Origin of the sequence: Aliiroseovarius sp. F20344 (assembly GCF_023016155.1) — a bacterium.
Taxonomy (GTDB): Bacteria; Pseudomonadota; Alphaproteobacteria; order Rhodobacterales; family Rhodobacteraceae; genus Aliiroseovarius.
In genome coordinates this window covers 272,563-290,389 of the sequence record NZ_JALKBG010000005.1, presented here as the reverse complement: position 1 = coordinate 290,389, position 17,827 = coordinate 272,563, and the positions used below count along the sequence as shown (strand labels likewise).

19 protein-coding genes are annotated in these 17,827 nt (G+C 56.2%); 8 read left to right on the top strand and 11 right to left on the bottom strand.

Annotated features, from left to right (window positions below; all coding sequences use genetic code 11):
- Positions 1–74 precede the first annotated feature (74 nt).
- Positions 75–1,589 (bottom strand): 2-isopropylmalate synthase, encoded by a 1,515-nt coding sequence (locus MWU55_RS05610; protein WP_246934773.1) that lies wholly within the window; start codon positions 1,587–1,589, stop codon positions 75–77.
- A 183-nt stretch (positions 1,590–1,772) separates the two neighbouring features.
- On the opposite strand from MWU55_RS05610, the gene MWU55_RS05605 reads away from it, so the two are divergent.
- Complete coding sequence (locus MWU55_RS05605) at positions 1,773–3,434, top strand: NAD+ synthase (protein WP_246934772.1); 1,662 nt, start codon at positions 1,773–1,775, stop codon at positions 3,432–3,434.
- Between the two features lie 22 nt (positions 3,435–3,456).
- On the opposite strand, the gene MWU55_RS05600 is transcribed toward MWU55_RS05605, so the two are convergent.
- Positions 3,457–4,386: an MBL fold metallo-hydrolase gene (locus tag MWU55_RS05600; protein ID WP_246934771.1), complete on the bottom strand. Its 930-nt coding sequence runs from the start codon at positions 4,384–4,386 to the stop codon at positions 3,457–3,459.
- 96 nt (positions 4,387–4,482) lie between these two features.
- Here MWU55_RS05600 and MWU55_RS05595 point away from each other — a divergent pair, with 96 nt between their 5' ends.
- Positions 4,483–4,911 (top strand): DUF1801 domain-containing protein, encoded by a 429-nt coding sequence (locus MWU55_RS05595; protein ID WP_246934770.1) that lies wholly within the window; start codon positions 4,483–4,485, stop codon positions 4,909–4,911.
- Between the two features lie 7 nt (positions 4,912–4,918).
- Here MWU55_RS05595 and MWU55_RS05590 read toward each other — a convergent pair whose 3' ends face one another.
- Positions 4,919–5,317 (bottom strand): metallopeptidase family protein, encoded by a 399-nt coding sequence (locus MWU55_RS05590; protein WP_246934769.1) that lies wholly within the window; start codon positions 5,315–5,317, stop codon positions 4,919–4,921.
- Positions 5,318–5,378: 61 nt separating this feature from the next.
- On the opposite strand from MWU55_RS05590, the gene gltX reads away from it, so the two are divergent.
- From gltX to MWU55_RS05575, 3 genes are all read left to right on the top strand, one after another.
- Positions 5,379–6,704 carry a glutamate--tRNA ligase gene (gene gltX / locus MWU55_RS05585; protein ID WP_246934768.1) on the top strand — a complete coding sequence of 442 codons (1,326 nt, stop codon included), beginning with the start codon at positions 5,379–5,381 and terminating at the stop codon, positions 6,702–6,704.
- A gap of 38 nt (positions 6,705–6,742) precedes the next feature.
- Positions 6,743–7,393, top strand: coding sequence for a DUF4386 family protein (locus tag MWU55_RS05580; RefSeq protein WP_246934767.1), 651 nt, complete (start codon positions 6,743–6,745; stop codon positions 7,391–7,393).
- A gap of 103 nt (positions 7,394–7,496) precedes the next feature.
- Positions 7,497–8,897, top strand: coding sequence for an MATE family efflux transporter (locus MWU55_RS05575; protein WP_246934766.1), 1,401 nt, complete (start codon positions 7,497–7,499; stop codon positions 8,895–8,897).
- Here MWU55_RS05575 and MWU55_RS05570 read toward each other — a convergent pair.
- The gene (locus tag MWU55_RS05570; RefSeq protein WP_246934765.1) at positions 8,826–9,446 is read right to left on the bottom strand and encodes a gamma-glutamylcyclotransferase family protein; all 621 of its coding nucleotides are present in this window, start codon (positions 9,444–9,446) and stop codon (positions 8,826–8,828) included. The genes MWU55_RS05575 and MWU55_RS05570 overlap by 72 nt on opposite strands.
- A gap of 96 nt (positions 9,447–9,542) precedes the next feature.
- Here MWU55_RS05570 and gcvH point away from each other — a divergent pair, with 96 nt between their 5' ends.
- On the top strand, positions 9,543–9,902 hold the full coding sequence (gene gcvH, locus MWU55_RS05565) for a glycine cleavage system protein GcvH (RefSeq protein ID WP_246934764.1): 360 nt from the start codon (positions 9,543–9,545) through the stop codon (positions 9,900–9,902).
- Positions 9,903–9,969: 67 nt separating this feature from the next.
- Here gcvH and MWU55_RS05560 read toward each other — a convergent pair whose 3' ends face one another.
- From MWU55_RS05560 to MWU55_RS05550, 3 genes are read right to left on the bottom strand one after another with little or no spacing between them, the layout of a single operon-like run.
- Positions 9,970–11,019, bottom strand: coding sequence for an ornithine cyclodeaminase (locus MWU55_RS05560; protein WP_246934763.1), 1,050 nt, complete (start codon positions 11,017–11,019; stop codon positions 9,970–9,972).
- A gap of 9 nt (positions 11,020–11,028) precedes the next feature.
- The gene (gene rocF, locus MWU55_RS05555; protein ID WP_246934762.1) at positions 11,029–11,958 is read right to left on the bottom strand and encodes an arginase; all 930 of its coding nucleotides are present in this window, start codon (positions 11,956–11,958) and stop codon (positions 11,029–11,031) included.
- The gene (locus MWU55_RS05550) at positions 11,955–12,911 is read right to left on the bottom strand and encodes an arginine deiminase-related protein (RefSeq protein ID WP_246934761.1); all 957 of its coding nucleotides are present in this window, start codon (positions 12,909–12,911) and stop codon (positions 11,955–11,957) included. The genes rocF and MWU55_RS05550 overlap by 4 nt, the downstream gene beginning before the upstream one ends.
- Positions 12,912–13,037: 126 nt before the next feature.
- Between MWU55_RS05550 and MWU55_RS05545 the strand changes: the two genes are divergently transcribed.
- Together MWU55_RS05545 and trxC are read left to right on the top strand one after the other, a co-directional pair.
- Positions 13,038–13,463 carry an Lrp/AsnC family transcriptional regulator gene (locus MWU55_RS05545; protein ID WP_246934760.1) on the top strand — a complete coding sequence of 142 codons (426 nt, stop codon included), beginning with the start codon at positions 13,038–13,040 and terminating at the stop codon, positions 13,461–13,463.
- 60 nt (positions 13,464–13,523) lie between these two features.
- The gene (trxC, locus tag MWU55_RS05540) at positions 13,524–13,964 is read left to right on the top strand and encodes a thioredoxin TrxC (protein ID WP_246934759.1); all 441 of its coding nucleotides are present in this window, start codon (positions 13,524–13,526) and stop codon (positions 13,962–13,964) included.
- Positions 13,965–13,966: 2 nt separating this feature from the next.
- On the opposite strand, the gene MWU55_RS05535 is transcribed toward trxC, so the two are convergent.
- From MWU55_RS05535 to MWU55_RS05520, 4 genes are read right to left on the bottom strand one after another with little or no spacing between them, the layout of a single operon-like run.
- On the bottom strand, positions 13,967–15,265 hold the full coding sequence (locus MWU55_RS05535; protein WP_246934758.1) for a GDSL-type esterase/lipase family protein: 1,299 nt from the start codon (positions 15,263–15,265) through the stop codon (positions 13,967–13,969).
- Between the two features lie 30 nt (positions 15,266–15,295).
- On the bottom strand, positions 15,296–17,131 hold the full coding sequence (locus MWU55_RS05530; protein WP_246934757.1) for a carbamoyltransferase: 1,836 nt from the start codon (positions 17,129–17,131) through the stop codon (positions 15,296–15,298).
- Between the two features lie 7 nt (positions 17,132–17,138).
- Positions 17,139–17,288 (bottom strand): DUF5989 family protein, encoded by a 150-nt coding sequence (locus tag MWU55_RS16505; RefSeq protein ID WP_348646215.1) that lies wholly within the window; start codon positions 17,286–17,288, stop codon positions 17,139–17,141.
- A 32-nt stretch (positions 17,289–17,320) separates the two neighbouring features.
- On the bottom strand, positions 17,321–17,725 hold the full coding sequence (locus tag MWU55_RS05520; protein ID WP_246934756.1) for an SxtJ family membrane protein: 405 nt from the start codon (positions 17,723–17,725) through the stop codon (positions 17,321–17,323).
- Between the last annotated feature and the right edge of the window lie 102 nt (positions 17,726–17,827).

Sequence of the window (17,827 nt, the reverse complement as noted above, 5' to 3'; positions counted from 1 at the left end):
TGAATATACGGCGCTTTACGCCGAGTTAAAGCCCTTTTTTCGGAAAACTGCCCAAAGGGCCGTCGCGAAGCTGTTTATTCGGTGCTCGGTTGTTCTTCTGTTGCGGCAGGTGCAGTTCCAGCTGCAGATGCAGCTCCGGCGGCCTCGGCAGCTTCCGCAGCTGCTTCGCTGTCAACGGCCGGGGCGGGCGCTGTTTCGACCGCTTCCGCAATCACGCCGTCTTCCCATGTGCCCTCTTCCTGACTGCCGTCTGCACGGTAGACAACACCTGAGCCATGGCGCTTTCCGTTCTCGAAGTTACCTTCATAGCGGTCGCCACCCGGATAGAACGCAACGCCCGGACCGTGGAACAAACCTGACAGCCATTGACCTTCGTAGCTGAATCCGTCCGCAGTGACGAATTTACCGCGCCCTTCGCGTTCACCCCCAACAAACTCGCCTTCGTAAATCGAGCCATCTGCCAGTTTTGATACGCCCTGCCCATGTGGCATGCCGGATTGCCATCCGCCCACATGGCTGGCACCATCGGACGTCACCAAGGTTCCTTCGCCATCAAACAATGCGTCCTTGAACATCCCTTCATAGCGTGCGCCATCGGCAAGAAGTGCAATCCCTTTGCCCTCAATCACGCCGCCTTTCCAGTCACCTTCAAAGTTGCTTCCATCTGGATAAGTTATCATTCCGACACCATCCGCCAATCCAGCGCGGAACTGGCCTTTGTAAACAGAGCCATCGGGGTAGGTCACGTTGCCATCCCCCTCAATCACACCGGCAACCCAATTGCCATCATATCGGTAACCGTCACCTCCGACGAAAACACCCCGCCCGTGTCGTTGATCCCCGTCAAAACTGCCTTCGTAACGATCGCCATTGGCATAGGTGACTATGCCGGCCCCTTGACGCGACCCGGCCTGGAACTGCCCGGAATACACGTCGCCATTGGCTTGCGTCAGAACACCTTCGCCATGCATCTGGCCCTTGGCCCAGTTGCCTTCGTACATCATACCGTCAGGTTGGGTCAGCTTGCCTGCGCCGTCGCGCTCTCCGGCCCGCATGCCGCCCTCATAGACGGACCCGTCCGGATAGGTGGACCGGCCACGCCCCTCTTTTACACCCGCAACCCAATCGCCTTCGTAAATATAGCCCGATGGGCTTTGCAGGCGTCCTTGGCCGTGATGCATCGCGTTGCGAAACCCGCCTTCGTACTGGATGCCGTTGGCATAGAGCGCCTGACCTGACCCGTTGATCTTGCCATCCACCCAGTCACCTTCAAAGCTGGCCCCATCGGCAAACGTGATTTTGCCGAACCCTTCCGGCTTTCCTTTTACGAAGTTGCCTTCGTAGACAGACCCATTGGGAAAACGTGCCACGCCTTGCCCAAGGATCTCTCCGTCAATGAATTCGCCGGTGTATTCATAGCCCGAGGGAAGGCTGAGCGTTCCCATTCCGTGCTGCAAACCGCCCTTGAACGTCCCCTCATAGACCGAACCATCATCATATTGTTTGGTTTCAACCTGCGCAGCCGCCGCCATCGGCAAACTCAGCGCCAAAGCGGTCAATACTAGAATTCCGGCAAATGGGCGTTGCATCTCGAAACCTCGTTCAAATTCTTTGACTTGTTATTGGACTGCCGAAGCAAGACTGCGCCTAGACTATGACGTCCCAAAAGCCGAGACAACGCTTTTCAAGCGCAGCCTCTTTATCCTGCGGACAAACCTGCTACATCTGTGCCGAACCATCTCTGGCAATGGCCGGACAGAAGGACTGGCGTGATGAGTGAGAAATTTAGCCTGACACTGGCACAACTGAACCCAACCGTGGGCGCAATTGCGGCAAATGCTGATAAGGCGCGCGCCGCGTGGAAGGCGGCGAAAGAAGCTGGCAGCGACATGCTGGCCCTGCCCGAAGCATTTGTGACGGGCTATCAGACGCAGGACTTGGTAATGCGCCCGCAGTTTTATCGCGACGCGATGAATGCAATAGGGGCGTTGACGAAAGACTGCGCAGACGGCCCAGCAATCGGGATCGGAGCGCCGTATCACGATGGCAAGGACCTTTATAACGCCTACTATATCCTTAAAGGTGGCAAGATCGCCACGCGAATCCTGAAGCAACGCCTGCCCAACGAGACCGTCTTCGACGAAGAACGTCACTTCACCTCGGCTGACCCGCAAGGCCCGTATTCCATGGGACCGATCCGCATTGGCACGCCGATTTGCGAAGACGCCTGGCATGCCGAGGACGTCTGCGAGACGCTGGCCGAAAGCGGTGCCGAGTTTCTGCTCATCCCCAATGGTTCGCCTTACTATCGCAACAAGTTCGACGTGCGCCTGAACCACATGGTGGGTCGTGTGGTCGAAACCGAACTGCCGCTAATCTACCTGAACATGGTCGGAGGGCAGGATGACCAAGTGTTTGACGGAGCGTCTTTCGCCTTGAACCCGGGCGGAGAGCTCGCCTTCCGCATGGCCGATTTCGATGAAGAGATCCGGCACGTGGACCTGATCAACACCGATGACGGTTGGCGCATCCAACCCGGTCCGATTGCCAGTCTGGGCAATGAGTGGGAGCAAGATTACCGCGCAATGGTTGAAAGCCTGCGTGACTATATGGGCAAGACAGGGTTCAAGCAGGTGCTGCTGGGTCTGTCCGGCGGGATCGACAGCGCGATTGTCGCCACCATTGCCGCAGATGCGCTTGGGCCGGAAAACGTGCGTTGCGTGATGTTGCCCTCTGAATACACATCGCAAGGGTCATTGGACGACGCCAAAGACATCGCGAACCGTCTTGGCTGCACCTATGATTTCGTGCCGATCAAGGAAGGCCGCGACGCGATCACCAATACGCTCGCCCCATTCTTCGCAGGCACCGAGCCCGACGTGACCGAAGAAAACATTCAGTCCCGCCTTCGTGGGCTGCTTCTGATGGCTTTGTCCAACAAGACGGGCGCGATGCTTCTTACCACTGGCAACAAATCCGAAGTCGCCGTGGGCTATGCCACGATCTATGGGGATATGTCGGGTGGCTATAACCCGATCAAGGATCTTTACAAGACCCGCGTGTTTGAACAATGCCGATGGCGCAACGCCAATCACCGCGATTGGATGAAAGGCCCGGAAGGCGAAGTCATCCCGGTCTCAATCATCGACAAACCCCCGTCTGCAGAGCTGCGCCCGGATCAAAAAGACGAAGACAGCCTGCCTCCCTATGACGTGCTGGATGCGATCCTTAAGGGGCTGATAGATGACGAGAAATCGGTGGCCGAGCTGGTCGCGGAAGGGTTCGACAAGGCAACGGTCAAAAAGATCGAGCACCTTGTTTTCATCAGCGAATACAAACGCTTCCAGTCCGCACCAGGCACCCGCCTGACCATGCGCAGCTTCTGGCTGGATCGTCGCTATCCGATCGTGAACCGCTGGCGGGACGGCACTTAAGCCACCCCGCCTGCGCGATATATCACATCAACAGCTGATAGCTGTGCGGCACGTATTGGAACCCGGCATCACGGGCTTCGATATAACCCAGCGCGGGGAACGGCATGTGGTAACCGATGAATGGCATCTTCTCCGCAGCCAACATCCCGAGCAGCGATTTGCGCGTAGCAGCAGCCGCTGATTTGTCCATATCGAACTTTACCTCCCAATCGGGATAACCCAGCGACCAGACATAGTGGTTGGCGAAATCAGCAGCGATCAGCAGCGACTGTCCGTCGCTGTCCAACCGATAAGCCATGTGGCCGGGCGTATGGCCAAAGGCTTCGACCGCTTCAATCCCTGACAGGACAGCATCGCCAGGGGTCAGCATGGTCGTCTGCTCTGCCAGCGGGGCCATCTTGGCATTGAAACCATCATTGCCGGCGGCAGCCCAGTGATCGAACTCGACCGCGCCAGTGACATAGCGCGCGTTTGGGAAAGTCGCGCCTGCATCTCCCATTAAGCCGCCGATGTGATCACCATGCATATGGGTGACAACAACAATATCGACATCATCGGGTGAGTATCCAGCCGCAGCCACCGCCGCACTGATCCCCTCGGGGTTCAAACCAGTGTCAAACAACACCAGATCCACGCCCGTGTTGACCAAAGTGGGCGTAAAGAAGAACTGCGCCGCATCGGTCGGGATATTGGCGCTTGCGCTGGCCTTGGCGAAGTCATCCTCACCAACATTCATTCCGAAAATCGTTTGAGGGTCCGGAACGGTGCGTGCACCTGCCAGCAAGGTCGTCACCTCGAACGCGCCCAGCTTGAAACGACGGGCATCTATGGTTTGCGCGCCGAGCTGTGGCGCCATTGCCTGCGCCTGCGAGGCCAGCCCAAGGGCCGGAGCCGCCGCGCCCAGTGCGATAAAATGACGGCGTGACAGCATAGGAATTGGGAATTCGGACATCGAAGCCTCCCTGTGAGTTTTGTTGAAACGAGTGAAGAGAGTATACTCAGAATTGCCCACCAAAGACGCACCGTCACAAGATTGTGAGACCCGCCCATGGCCCAGAACAAAACAGCCCCAACGGATCAGACCGTGCAGGCCTTCATTGCAGGTGTCGAACCCGCAGCAAAACAGAAAGATGCACAGATACTCGACAGCCTGTTTCGGGACGTCACCGGGTATCAGCCCATCATGTGGGGCCCGACGATCATCGGCTATGGACAGTATCACTATGTCTATGACAGCGGACGCGAGGGTGATTTTCTTGCAACCGGCTTTTCACCTCGGAAAGCCAAGCATTCGATCTACATTATGCCCGGTTATGCCGATTACGACGACATTTTGTCCCGCTTGGGAAAACATAAAATGGGCAAATCCTGCCTGTATGTGAACAAACTGGCCGACATTGACCTGGATGTATTGGCCGAGCTGATCCGCGCCGGACTGGCAGACCTGAACAAGAAATGGCCGGTTCTACCAACTTGATCGGCAGCTATTCCCACCAGTGATCAATCGCCGCAATTTGTTCGTCGGTCCAGCCGAAATGATGGGCAAACTCATGCACAACGATATGTGTCACCAGTTCAGAGATGGTCACATCCCCGCGCCGTGCCAATTCATCCAGAATTGGACGTCGGAACAGCCAAATCGCATCCAACGACAAGGGCTGATCGCTTGGCACCTTTTCCGTCAAAGGCACGCCGACATACATGCCAGTCAGTTCATAGGGATCAGCAATGTCATGATCGGCCAGTATGCTGGCATCCGGGATCTCGGCCACGTGGATGCCAACATCCAAGGCGGGCTCGGCAAACGGGTCGGGCAGATGGGCACGCGCTTCCAGCGCCAATTGCTCGATCTGCGCCAAACTGGGTGCAGATGAATTCTCCATAGGGAATATTATGGACAAATCCGGGCCAATATGAAAGAGGGACCGCCAAGGAGATCAACCCATGACCACCACCCGCTTCGCCCCCTCGCCCACCGGCTACATCCATGTGGGCAACCTGCGCACCGCGCTTTTTAACTATCTGATTGCTGCCAAATCGGGTGGCCAGTTCATCCTGCGTTTGGATGACACGGATCCAGAGCGCTCGAAGCAGGAATATGCGGATGCGATCATGGAAGATCTGGAATGGTTGGGCCTGACATGGGACCGCGTTGAAAAGCAATCGGATCGTCTGGACCGGTACGAGGCCGCCGCGCAAGAACTGCGCGACATGGGCCGTTTCTACGAGTGTTTCGAGACCCCGACCGAGCTGGATCTGAAGCGCAAAAAGCAGCTGAACATGGGCAAGCCGCCGGTCTATGACCGCTCGGCGCTGGCGCTGTCGGATGACGAAAAAACTGCCCTGCGCGAGGAGCGTGGTCAGGGCCACTGGCGCTTCAAGTTGGATCACGAGCGGATCAACTGGACCGACGGCATTCTGGGCGACATCTCGATCGACGCGGCCTCGGTCTCGGACCCGGTGCTGATCCGTGGCGACGGGCAGTTCCTGTATACGCTCGCTTCGGTTTGTGACGATATCGACTTCGGGATCACAAACGTCGTGCGCGGGTCGGATCACGTGACCAACACCGGCACGCAAATTCAGATAATCGAAGCACTGCGGGGGACGGTTCCCAGCTTTGCGCACCATTCGCTTCTAACCGGCCCGCAGGGCGAGGCTCTGTCCAAACGTCTTGGCACGCTTGCCATCCGCGATCTGCGCGATCAGGGCGTGCAGCCGATGGCGTTGCTGAGCCTGCTGGCCCGATTGGGGTCGTCTCAACCTGTCGAATTGCGCAGCTCGCTGGATGAGATCATTGAAGGCTTCGACCTGTCGACCTTCGGCTCGGCCCCAACCAAGTTCGACGTGCAAGACCTTTTCCCGCTGACTGCACGCCATCTGGCATCTCTGCCGTTAAGTGCTGTGAAAACCAAGCTGGACGAAATCGGCGTACCTTCCGAAATGGCCGAGGCCCTCTGGAACGTTGCACGTGAAAACATCACAACGTTGGGTGATCTCGACGGCTGGTGGTCCCTGTGCCGCGACGGCGCTGAACCGCTGATCGACGATGAGGACAAGGACTTCGTCGCCGAAGCCATGACCCTTCTGCCCGATGCCCCCTATGACTCCGACAGCTGGTCCAACTGGACCACGGCCGTGAAAGAGGCGACCGGCCGCAAAGGTAAGGGCCTGTTCATGCCGCTGCGTAAAGCCGTCACCGGCATGGAACGCGGCCCGGACATGTCATCGCTGATGCCTCTGTTGCAAGTTGTACGCGCCAAGGGGTAAACTTCGCCATTGGTTGAAGAATTTCGGCGAGGTGAAGCATGATTAGATTTCGAAAAGCAGGCGGCATTGCAGCGCTGATTTGTGCGGCGACATATCTGTTTGGCATCGTGATCATGGTCGCAGTGCTTGAACCTGCTGGCTTTGGCGCGACCGAGACCTCTCCACAAGAACGTCTGGACTTTCTCGCCGCACAGCAATCGGTTCTGTCGATTTGGTATCTTGTGATTTATGTGGTGAACGCCATCGCGCTTGCCGCGTTGGTAGTTGCCTTGCGCGCGTTGCTTAAGCCCTCTGCTCCGGTCCTATCCGACTTGAGCGCTGGCTTTGGTCTAATCTGGGCCACACTTGTCATGGGCGCGGGTATGATCGCCAACGTGGGGCTTGCAGCCACTCTATCAATGACGGGCTCGCCGGAGCTTGCCGCGCATTTGTGGACCACCATCACAACAATCGAAAATGGCCTTGGTGGCGGGAATGAGATCGCAGGTTCTGTCTGGGTGATCACTATCAGTCTTGCCGCATGGTCGGCAGGCATTCTACCGCGCGCACTAAACCTGTTTGGTTATGTCATTGGGGCCAGTGGCCTGTTGACCATCATCCCAGCGCTTGAGGCGTTTGGTATGATCTTTGGACTTGGCTTCATTGTGTGGTTCGCTGCTATCGGCATTGTTTTGATACGCAAAGCTTGACCGCGCATCGTCAGTTTCCGCACACCACCTGTGCACAGCACGCACTGGTGCTGCCCACTGTTCTGCGTCATGGTGATCCAAGCGAACAGTGAAGGTGACCACCATGGCCGAGGCGCAAGCGAAATTCCTTGAAGGGAACCTCTTTAGGCACATCTCGGTCATGTCCCTGACCGCGTCGGTTGGATTGATGGCGATCTTCCTTGTGGATCTGGTCGACATGATCTTCATCTCGATGCTGGGCCGGGATGAACTGGCAGCAGCCGTGGGCTATGCAGGCGGCATCCTCTTTTTCACCTCATCCTTCGGGATTGGCATGTCGATCGCAGCGGGTGCTTTGGTGGCCCGAGCCTTAGGGGAAGGAGACCCCCAAACAGCCCGCCGACGGGCCTCTACCGCGCTTTTATATGGCGTGGTGATCGGGGCGATTTTCACTGCAATTGTGTGGACCTACGCGCCACAACTGGTCGCGCTTTTGGGCGCATCTGACAACACACTCGCTCTGGCGACATCCTACCTGCGGATCATCCTGCCCAGCCTGCCGGTGCTGATCATCGGTATGGTGGGTGGTGCCATCCTGCGCGCCCATGGCGATGCCCGCCGCGCGATGATGGCGACCATTGGCGCGGGTGTGGTGAACGCCATCCTCGACCCCATTCTGATCTTTGGTCTGAACCTAGACCTAACGGGTGCCGCTTTGGCATCAGTGGCGGCGCGCATCACCATGGCCATCATGTCGATCTATCCGGTCATCCGCTACTACGGCGGGCTGGACCGCCCGACCCGCGCAGAGTTCCGCGTGGATTTCACCGCCATTGCTACCATCGCACTTCCTGCGATCCTGACTCAATTTGCCACACCAATCGGACAGGCCTATGTCACCCGCGCAATGGCTGAATATGGCGAAGACGCCGTGGCCGGAATGGCCGTGATTGGCAGACTTATACCAGTAGCTTTTGGAACAATCTTTGCCCTGTCCGGAGCGATCGGCCCTATTGTCGGACAAAATTTCGGGGCTGGCCGCATCGACCGGGTCAGACAGGCGATCCGTGATGGGCTGATCTTTGTCGCGGTCGTGATCCTTCTGGTTACTGCGATCTTGTTCCTTCTGCGCGGCCCAATCGCGGACCTGTTCAACGCCGAAGGCCTGAGCCGCGAGTTGATCTTCCTTTTCTGCGGCCCACTGGCACTGGCGTGGTATTTCAACGGGGTGATCTTCGTGACCAACGCGAGTTTCAACAACCTTGGCCACCCTTTCTATTCCACATGGATCAATTGGGGGCGTCAGACCTTGGGCACCATCCCGCTGGTCATGCTTGGCGCGGCCTATTGGGGCGCACCGGGTGTCCTTATCGGCCAAGCCGCCGGAGGGTTGATTTTCGCGGGTATCGCACTGATCTTGTCTGCCCGCGTTATGCGTAAGGCCGAGGTCGGGCTATGCCCCGGTGCCGCGCATCCGTTCCAACGACAGACCCGTCTCATCTCGCTCTTTCACAACCGCCGATAAGCGCGAGAGGCCCTCGTCCACAAGCGCGATTTCTTCCGCAGACAGCATCTGCGCACGCGGATAAATTGGATCGGAACGGTCGTTCAGGATCGGCGCGTTCCAGCCTTCTGTCGTCTCAAAGAAGTGAGTTACGCCGTCGAGGCCAAACTCGCGGAAGTAACCCTGCACCACCACGTCAAGGTAACTCAGCAGAACTGGGTTCTCTTCAGTTGGCGGCAGGTGATCGCCAGGCGCAATCGCGTAGATCGCCACATCCAGATCACCTCCATCATGGCTTATCTCAGATCCCAACGCGACCCGTGCATACGCGTGTTCACGTTGATCCAGTGCGCCCCAATCTGCACTTGGGACTGAAGCAATCAACCCTTCAATATAGTCTGCACTGTCTGGCACTGCCGTCAGGTAGCACAGCGCCCGATGCGGCGACCGACGCCACGCACGGTGCCACCCGGTGACGCGCGCTGCACGCGGGTTGTCATAGCTGTGCGTTTGACGGTTCACCAAGGAACCATAACCGAAGAAATGCGGGTCGCCTGTGGTATCGCTCATGCGCCCAACCTGCACCTGCATGCCGTTGGACACAAGCTCTTGCCGCCACGTGCGGGCAGCGCTACGGTCGGTTTAAATCCCTGAGGAGTGACCCAAATGAAATACACCGAAGAACACGAATGGCTGCGCGAAGAGGACGGCGTTTACGTGGTTGGCATCACCGCGCACGCGGCAGAACAGCTGGGCGACGTGGTTTTTCTGGAACTGCCCGAAGCAGGCGACACAGTTTCAAAGGATGACGAGGTTGTGGTGATCGAAAGCGTGAAAGCCGCATCCGACATTCTAAGCCCGCTGGACGGCGAGATCACTGAAGTGAACGAAACCATGGTGGACGAACCCGGCAAGGTCAACGACGACCCGGAGGGAGATGCTTGGCTGTTCAAGATCAAAGCGTCCGACACCAGCCCGCTGGACGATTACATGGACGAAGCTGGCTACAAAGATTTCATCGCCTGATTACACCAATTCATGAAAAGGGGCGCGGACCAAATCGGTTCGCGCCCCTTCTTCGTTTCAGAGTTCGCTACGCTTTCGAACGTTCCAACATGCCAAACAAATCGCGAGGATCATCCGGATCCGCCAACATGTCCAGCCGCGTGAAATAGGCTGTGCCCTCAATCGCTTTCGAGATATAGCGGAGCGCTGAGAAGTCTTCGATCGCGAAGCCCACGCTGTCAAACAAAGTGATTTGCTTGTCATCCGTTCGCCCTTGCGTTTTACCGGTAATCACCTGCCACATCTCGGTGATCGGGTGGTCTTTTTCAAGCTGCTGGATCTCGCCTTCGACCCAGGTCTGCTCCGGGTACTCCACAAAGATTTTCGAACGCAACAGGATGTCTTTGTGCAGCTCTGTCTTGCCGGGACAGTCTCCGCCGATGGCGTTGATATGCACACCTTCGCCGACCATGTTATCGGTCAGGATCGTGGCATACTGCTTGTCGGCGGTGCAGGTTGTGATGATCTCAGCCCCTTCCATGCTTTCCTCGCCGGTTTTGCAGGATACGACGTGCAGCCCGTGGCCCTTCAGATTACGCGCGGCCTTATCAGTCGCCACCGGGTCGATGTCATAAAGCCGCACGGTATCGATACCGCAGATCGCTTTGAAGGCCAGGCACTGGAATTCAGACTGCGCGCCATTGCCGATCATCGCCATCGTCTTTGCCCCTTTGGGCGCTAGATGTTTCGCTACCATCGCGCTGGTGGCAGCCGTGCGCAGGGCGGTCAGGACTGTCATCTCGGACAGAAGCTGCGGGTAGCCCGAGTTCACGTCGGCCAGAAGACCAAAGGCTGTCACGGTTTGCAGCCCCTCTTTCGTGTTCTTGGGGTGGCCGTTCACATATTTGAATCCATACATCTCGCCGTCCGAGGTCGGCATCAGCTCGATCACGCCAACATCCGAATGGCTGGCCACACGCGGGGTTTTGTCGAAAAGCTCCCAACGCTTGAAATCATTCTCGATTTCGGCTGCCAACTCGCGCAGGACTGTTTCAATGCCGATATGGTGGACCAGACCCATCATGTGTTCGACCGACACGAAGGGGACATAGGCTAGTTCAGAGGGAAGTGGGGGCATATTTGAGCCTCAATAGCTGGTGGTGAAACGGTCAAGCACGCGGCGGCCAAATAGGCTTGCCGTAAGATCAACCATCAGCCGCGCGGTGCGGCCACGTTCGTCAAGGAAGGGGTTCAGCTCGACCAGATCGAGCGACGTCATCAACCCGCTGTCATGCAACATCTCCATGATCAGATGCGCCTCGCGGAAGGTGGCACCACCGGGGACAGTTGTGCCAACGGCAGGGGCAATATCGGGTTCAATGAAATCGACATCAAGACTGACGTGCAAAAGCCCGTTTGCCTGCGCAACTTGATCAAGGAAAGGGCGCAGAAGCGTCACGATGCCATGTTCATCAATTGCGCGCATGTCATGCGCTTGCACACCTGAGGACTGCAAAAGCTCGCGTTCGCCGCGATCCACCGACCGCAAGCCCAACATACACAGTTTCGTCGGATCAAGCTGCGCTGGCAGCGGCTTGCCCAACAGATCCGGGAAGCCATCCAGCCCACAGGCAAATGCCATCGGCATACCGTGGATGTTGCCGCTGGGCGAACTGGCGGGCGTGTTAAAATCGGAATGCGCATCCAGCCAAAGAACGAATTGCGGGCGACCGATTTCGGCAGCGGCGGCCACGTGCCCTGTAACGGTCCCCAAGGCCAAAGCGTGGTCGCCCCCCATATAGATCGGCAGCACGTCCTGCTTGGCCAAATCAAAAGCGTGCCGGTGCAGGCTACGGGTCCAGCCCGCGACCTCGGGCAGGAATTTCAGATGGTCGTGATCGGTATGGATCGCGTCCACGGTGTCGCGCGCGGCATCGCCCAAATCGGTGACGGGGTGGCCCAGCGCGGCCAGTTCTTCGGTCAGCCCAGCGGTTCGATAGGCGTCCGGACCCATGATACAGCCCCGGCGTCCTGCGCCTTCCTCCATGGGCACGCCAAGCAGATGGATATTGGTCATGCAGCTTCTCCTTCGGTTTCGGGGTTGGGTCGTGGGCTAAGGTGAATGCCCGCAATGGTACAGCGCACCGATCCGCCCGCCATTTCGATGGTGGGAATGTCCAATGGCAGGATCTTCAGATGTGCTTCAATCCGCCCGCGCTGTTCAGGCGACAGTGCATCAAACGCGCGGCGAGACATCGCCAGAAGGCGCCCGTCTTTGCCCTGCAGTTCGATGGCATTCCCGGCGAAATTCGCAATTTGGTCGTGGCTCAGCTCAATCACATCTCGCCCATTATGTGCGAGACGCTTGCGCAGCTCTTCCCGCCGGCCAGCGTCCAAGATCGTGTCCAACCCGATCAACGCGACATCCGTGCCCACACACATCAGCACATTCGTATGATAGATCGGAAGCCCCTGCGCATCATGGGCATCAAACACCATGGGTTCATAGTTAAAATGCGTGCAAAACCGCTCCAACAACACCTCGCTGGTGCGTTTCGAGCGTGCGGCATAGGCCACGCGTTCAACGTGATCCAGAACCATCGCGCCGGTCCCTTCCAGATACAGCGCGTCTTGTTCCAAGCCCGAATAATCAATGATGTCCTGCACGCGGTAGCGCGCCTTTAGCATTTCGAGCACATCCTGACGCCGCTCAATCCGACGGTTCTGCGAGTACATGGGATAAACCGCAACATGCCCACCCGGATGGGTCGAAAACCAGTTGTTTGGGAACACGGCATCGGGCCGGTCATCGCGTGGATCTTCAAAAAGGTTCACTTCAACCCCTTCGCAACGGAGAGCCTCAACCGCTGTGGTCACCTCTTCAAATGCCCGCTTAGACAGATCAGCCTCGCCCCCCTTTGGAGCGGACACCTGAAATCCATTGTCACGCGCAGTTTGCGTGTTGGGGCGAAAATGATGGGGCCGTATCATGATCACGGCACTTGGTGCCTGAAGCGAGGTTTGGGGCATTTCTGCTCTCATTGTCCTGAGGAATACCCGAGCTTAACATTTACATGTTTTCATAGATAATGATCTAAATATTCATTATGGTAGATATTTTTTGCTATTTTGATCATAGTTGTTTACCATTTTGCTATGCACATTTTTGATGACCTCGATCGAAACCTAATCGCAATCCTGCGCGAAGATGGACGTGCGCCGGTTTCTAAACTGGCAACGATTCTTGGCGTCACCCGCGCCACCGTACAGGCCCGGCTGGACCGACTGCAGGACAGTGGGGCCGTCCTCGGTTTCACAATCCGTGCGCGGGAAGATCATGGGCCAGATGGGGTGCAGGCAATCATGATGATCGAGGTGTCAGGAAGATCAACGCTTTCGGTGATCAAGCGTTTACGTGGACTACCTGAATTAAGGTCCTTGCACTCGACAAACGGCAAATGGGACTTGGTTGCGCAGCTCACCGCAGAAAGCTTGCCTGATTTTGATCGCGTTTTGCGGGAAGTGCGCGTGGTTGAGGGGATAACCAACAGCGAAACCAGCATCCTTCTTAGCACGGTCTGACCTTGACCTTGTAACGGGCACGACACATATGCGGTTTGCGATATATGAATGGAGTCCATGATGTCCTCTGCCCTGAAAATGACCTGCCTAGAATGCAGCGCGGTGAATCGCGTACCTGCTGACAAACTCTCAGCCGGTGCAAAATGCGGCACCTGCGGCGCTCGCTTAAACGACGGCAAGGTTCGCGCACTGGACCCTGCTACATTGGCCAAAGCTCAACGCAACGATGATGTCCCGCTTCTGGTAGATTTCTGGGCGCCATGGTGTGGACCATGTCGGATGATGGCCCCTGCCTTTGAACAGGCTGCACGCTCAATTTCTCCTCAGGCCAGGTTTGCGAAAATCAATACCGAAGATCACCCAAATGTATCGGGCAAATTCGGCATTCGCGGCATTCCCGCGCTGATCTTGTTTCAAAACGGGAAAGAGATTGCACGTCAGGCGGGCGCAGTTCCAGCTCCAGCGATTGAGCAATTTGTGCGTAGAAAAGCGCGGCTTTAATCCTAATACTTGTTCAAATGCGATAGCACCGCTTCGGCGGTTAACTTGGCCCCGACAGCATTAAAATGCCCATCGGCTGCGTACACAGAGCGTGGCGACGCTTGGTCGGAAATGAGGGGCACCAGATCAACAAACTCCAGCCCAGCAGTGCCCGCAGCAGCCCGTACCAGATCGCGAAGTTCGTCATAAACGGACGCACTTGGCAATAGACCCACAAATCGGTCAACTTGTGGGATATAAACCAAAGTCAGCGTACCACCCCATTTATCCACCGTGGTACGCGCAGCCTTTAAGATCTTTAAGAAATCCGGGTTATCCACCGTGGCTTTGGGGTAGTGAATTCCCATTACAAGCGCAGACTGTTGCAACGCCAGAAAGTTCCTTCGCCAAGAACGGCGCCCAAGGAACCCCTCAAGTGATTGGTTCTGCTCTTTCCACCAGCCAGCAATGATGCTTTTTACGGCTTCGGGACTGTTCACTTCGCTGATGACCGGCCCAACCGGACTTGTTAGATCCAACGCGTCACTCAAGAATGCAAAGTCCCCTTCGCGCTTCAGGTTCTGCCAGTCATTGCCTTCAAAGAAGAAGATGACCGAGTGTTCAGGCGCCAACTGCGCACCCCACCGGCGCAAAACCGCAAGTTCGTAAAGCGGCCCCGCCCCTCGAGTTCCAGTATTGACCATCGCAGGCTCGCCGGCGCGAATGTAGCTGGCGATATCTTCACCATTGGGCAGGCAAATGCCTTCCGTAAAGGAATCCCCTACAAGCAAAAGCTTAACTGGCGCATCATGCACGTCATCTGGGTTTCGCAATCCGTGGCGATCCGCGATGTAGGACACAGGCTGATTATCCCGCGTACACAGAAGAACTTCTTCGCCGGGGACTGCACCGGTCAGCATCTCAGACATGTTGCCTGCGCCCAAATCCCGGTTCAGCGCCTTTAGAGTATAGGACGGTGGAATTGAGCGATTGTAGCGCTCATATGATGCATCTTCACCTTGAATGTATCCAGCGAGCCCGACAGCTCCTTGAATTGATCGCCAGGTCAGAAGAGCTTCAAAGGCAAACAATGCCACCAGCGCCGAAAATGCATAGATCCCGATCAGCAGTTTGCGATCGCTTTTCACGAACAATGCGACCAGCAGGAATACGACCCCAATTGCGCCGGGTGCAATCACGTATCGTATCAATCTTGCGGTGCCAACTGCATAGTCTGAAGCGTTCAACAGGGCATATCCGGAAATAGCCAGAAAGTACCCTGCGACGATGAAACACAAGATTGACCCAATCCGCGAGATCATATTCAGCCCCCAATTCTTGACCTAAAATCCTTAGTCCAATTCGTACTTCGACGTGTAATCCTCTTTCAGAGATGGATCCTGATCCGGCTTGCGTAAAATGACATTGCCGATGGCAAGCATGTCCATTTCGGTCCCCATGAAGCAGCGGAAGGCATCTTCGGGTGTGCAGACAATCGGTTCACCGCGAACGTTGAATGACGTGTTCACAACCACCGGGCATCCTGACTTGTCTTTGAAGCGCGAGATCAGTTGGTGATATAGCGGGTTCGTATCGGCATGCACGGTTTGGATGCGCGCGGAATAGTCGACATGCGTCACGGCCGGAATTTCGGACCGTGGGACATTCAGTTTTTCAATTCCAAATAGTGCCTCCTCCTCGGCGCTCATGGGCTTGCGACGCGACTCGACCACATCGGCCACGATCAACATATATGGGCTGTCATCGTTCAGCTGGAACCAGTCTCCGACATCCTCGCGTAGGACCGATGGGGCAAAGGGGCGGAAGCTTTCGCGGTACTTTACCTTCAAGTTCAGGGTCTTCTGCATCTCAGGCGAGCGTGGATCGCCAAGGATCGAGCGTCCCCCTAAAGCTCGCGGTCCAAACTCCATCCGGCCCTGGAACCATCCGATGGCATTCCCATCCGCAATTGCGCTGGCGGCTTGCTCGATCATCTCGTCCTGAGAGTGCACGGTATAAACCGCGCCAAGCTTGTCCAGTTCGGAACAAATCTGATCGGTTTCATACAAAGGCCCAAGATAAGAACCCTTCATCCGATCGCCAGCTTGCGATGGACGAGGTTTTCCAAGTTCTTGATGCCAAGCAGCCAAAGCCGTACCGACAGCGCCACCCGCATCGCCCGCTGCGGGCTGCACCCAAAGCTGTTTGAATGCGCCATCGCGCAGGATTTTGCCGTTTGCAACGCAGTTCAAGGCAACCCCGCCTGCCATACACAGATTCTCGATGCCGTATTCCGCAGCCGCCGCGCGGGCCATACGCAACACAACTTCTTCCGTAACGGCTTGGATCGAAGCGGCGATGTCCATGTGGAACTGCGTCAGCTGGTCGGTCTCAGGCGCGCGATGAGGTTCCCCAAACACTTTCGCAAAAGCATTGTTGGTCATCGTCAGACCGGCAGTGTAGTTGAAATAGGTCTGATCAAGTTTAAATGACCCGTCCTCTTTCAAATCCACCATGGTTTCAAGGATCAAGTCTTTGTACTTGGGTACGCCATAAGGCGCCAATCCCATGACCTTGTACTCACCCGAGTTTACCTTGAACCCGGTGTAGTGAGTGAATGCTGAATAAAGCAGGCCAAGCGAATGCGGGAAGTGGATTTCCTTAAGGATCTCCAGCTCGCTTCCGCGCCCAATGCCCAGCGTTGTCGTCGCCCATTCACCCACACCGTCAATGGTAAGCACCACAGCCTCGTCAAATGGCGAGGGATAGTAAGCACTGGCGGCATGGCTGATGTGATGTTCGGCAAACAAAAGCTGTGCCATATCGAAGTCAGGCGATAGTTTTTGCAGCTCTTTCACCAAGAACCTGCGTAGAAACAGCTTTTCCTTCAGCCAGATGGGCATCGCCACCCGGAAGGATGCGAACCCTTTCGGCGCTGTTGCAACATAGGTTTCCAACAGCCGCTCGAACTTGAGGAACGGCTTGTCATAAAACGCTACATGTTCGACATCAGAAAGCGCGATTCCGGCTTCCTCAAGTACAAACCTGATTGCGTGCTCAGGAAAACGCGCATCGTGTTTTTGGCGCGTGAATCGTTCTTCCTGTGCCGCAGCCACAATTTCACCGTCACGGATCAACGCCGCAGCACTGTCGTGATAAAGCCCAGATATACCAAGGATGTAGGTCATGATGCCCCTAGAACAGAGGATACAGGAAAGGAGCGATCGCAGAGCCTTGGCTGAGCACAATCAACCCTCCGAAAATCACAAGAATAAGGAACACCGGCGCCAGCCAGAATTTCTTTCTGACTCTTAAAAATGACCAAAGCTCTGCTAGAAATGACACTGTTTCCCCTCCACCAAATGAAACGCGTTAGCCTAATACTGCCGCAACATGCTTTCAGGCTTGGATGTGCGCGGCTTCCAATATGACTTTGCCGATTTGTCAAAATCTCGCGACAGAGGATCAGTACCCTTTAGGCGGAAAATCAATGCGATCGGCACAAATGCAATCAAGAAAACAAGAAACATCACCAAGGGCGAAATGATCGAATGCAGCAGCAGACCGAATCTAAACCAAAGCCTGTTCAGCGGATTCAGGATCGCCGGGCGTATGAATGCCAGTGCGAAAAAGACCAGCGCAAACAACGCGGGTATTGGCCAATATGCACCACCCCGGATCAACATATACAGGGCGATCAGAGCCGCCACACTGCCAAAGACCAACCCGAAATTCTTGTCGGACCCCATGGTCACTTCTGTTTTCGAAATATGTTCAGACATAATAATTGCCCCATAAACTTTGTTGAGCCTAACCCAATTGTCCTGAAACGCAAAATCTGGCGATCAAGCGCTGGATCCGAACGAAGTCGTTTAATTCAGAGT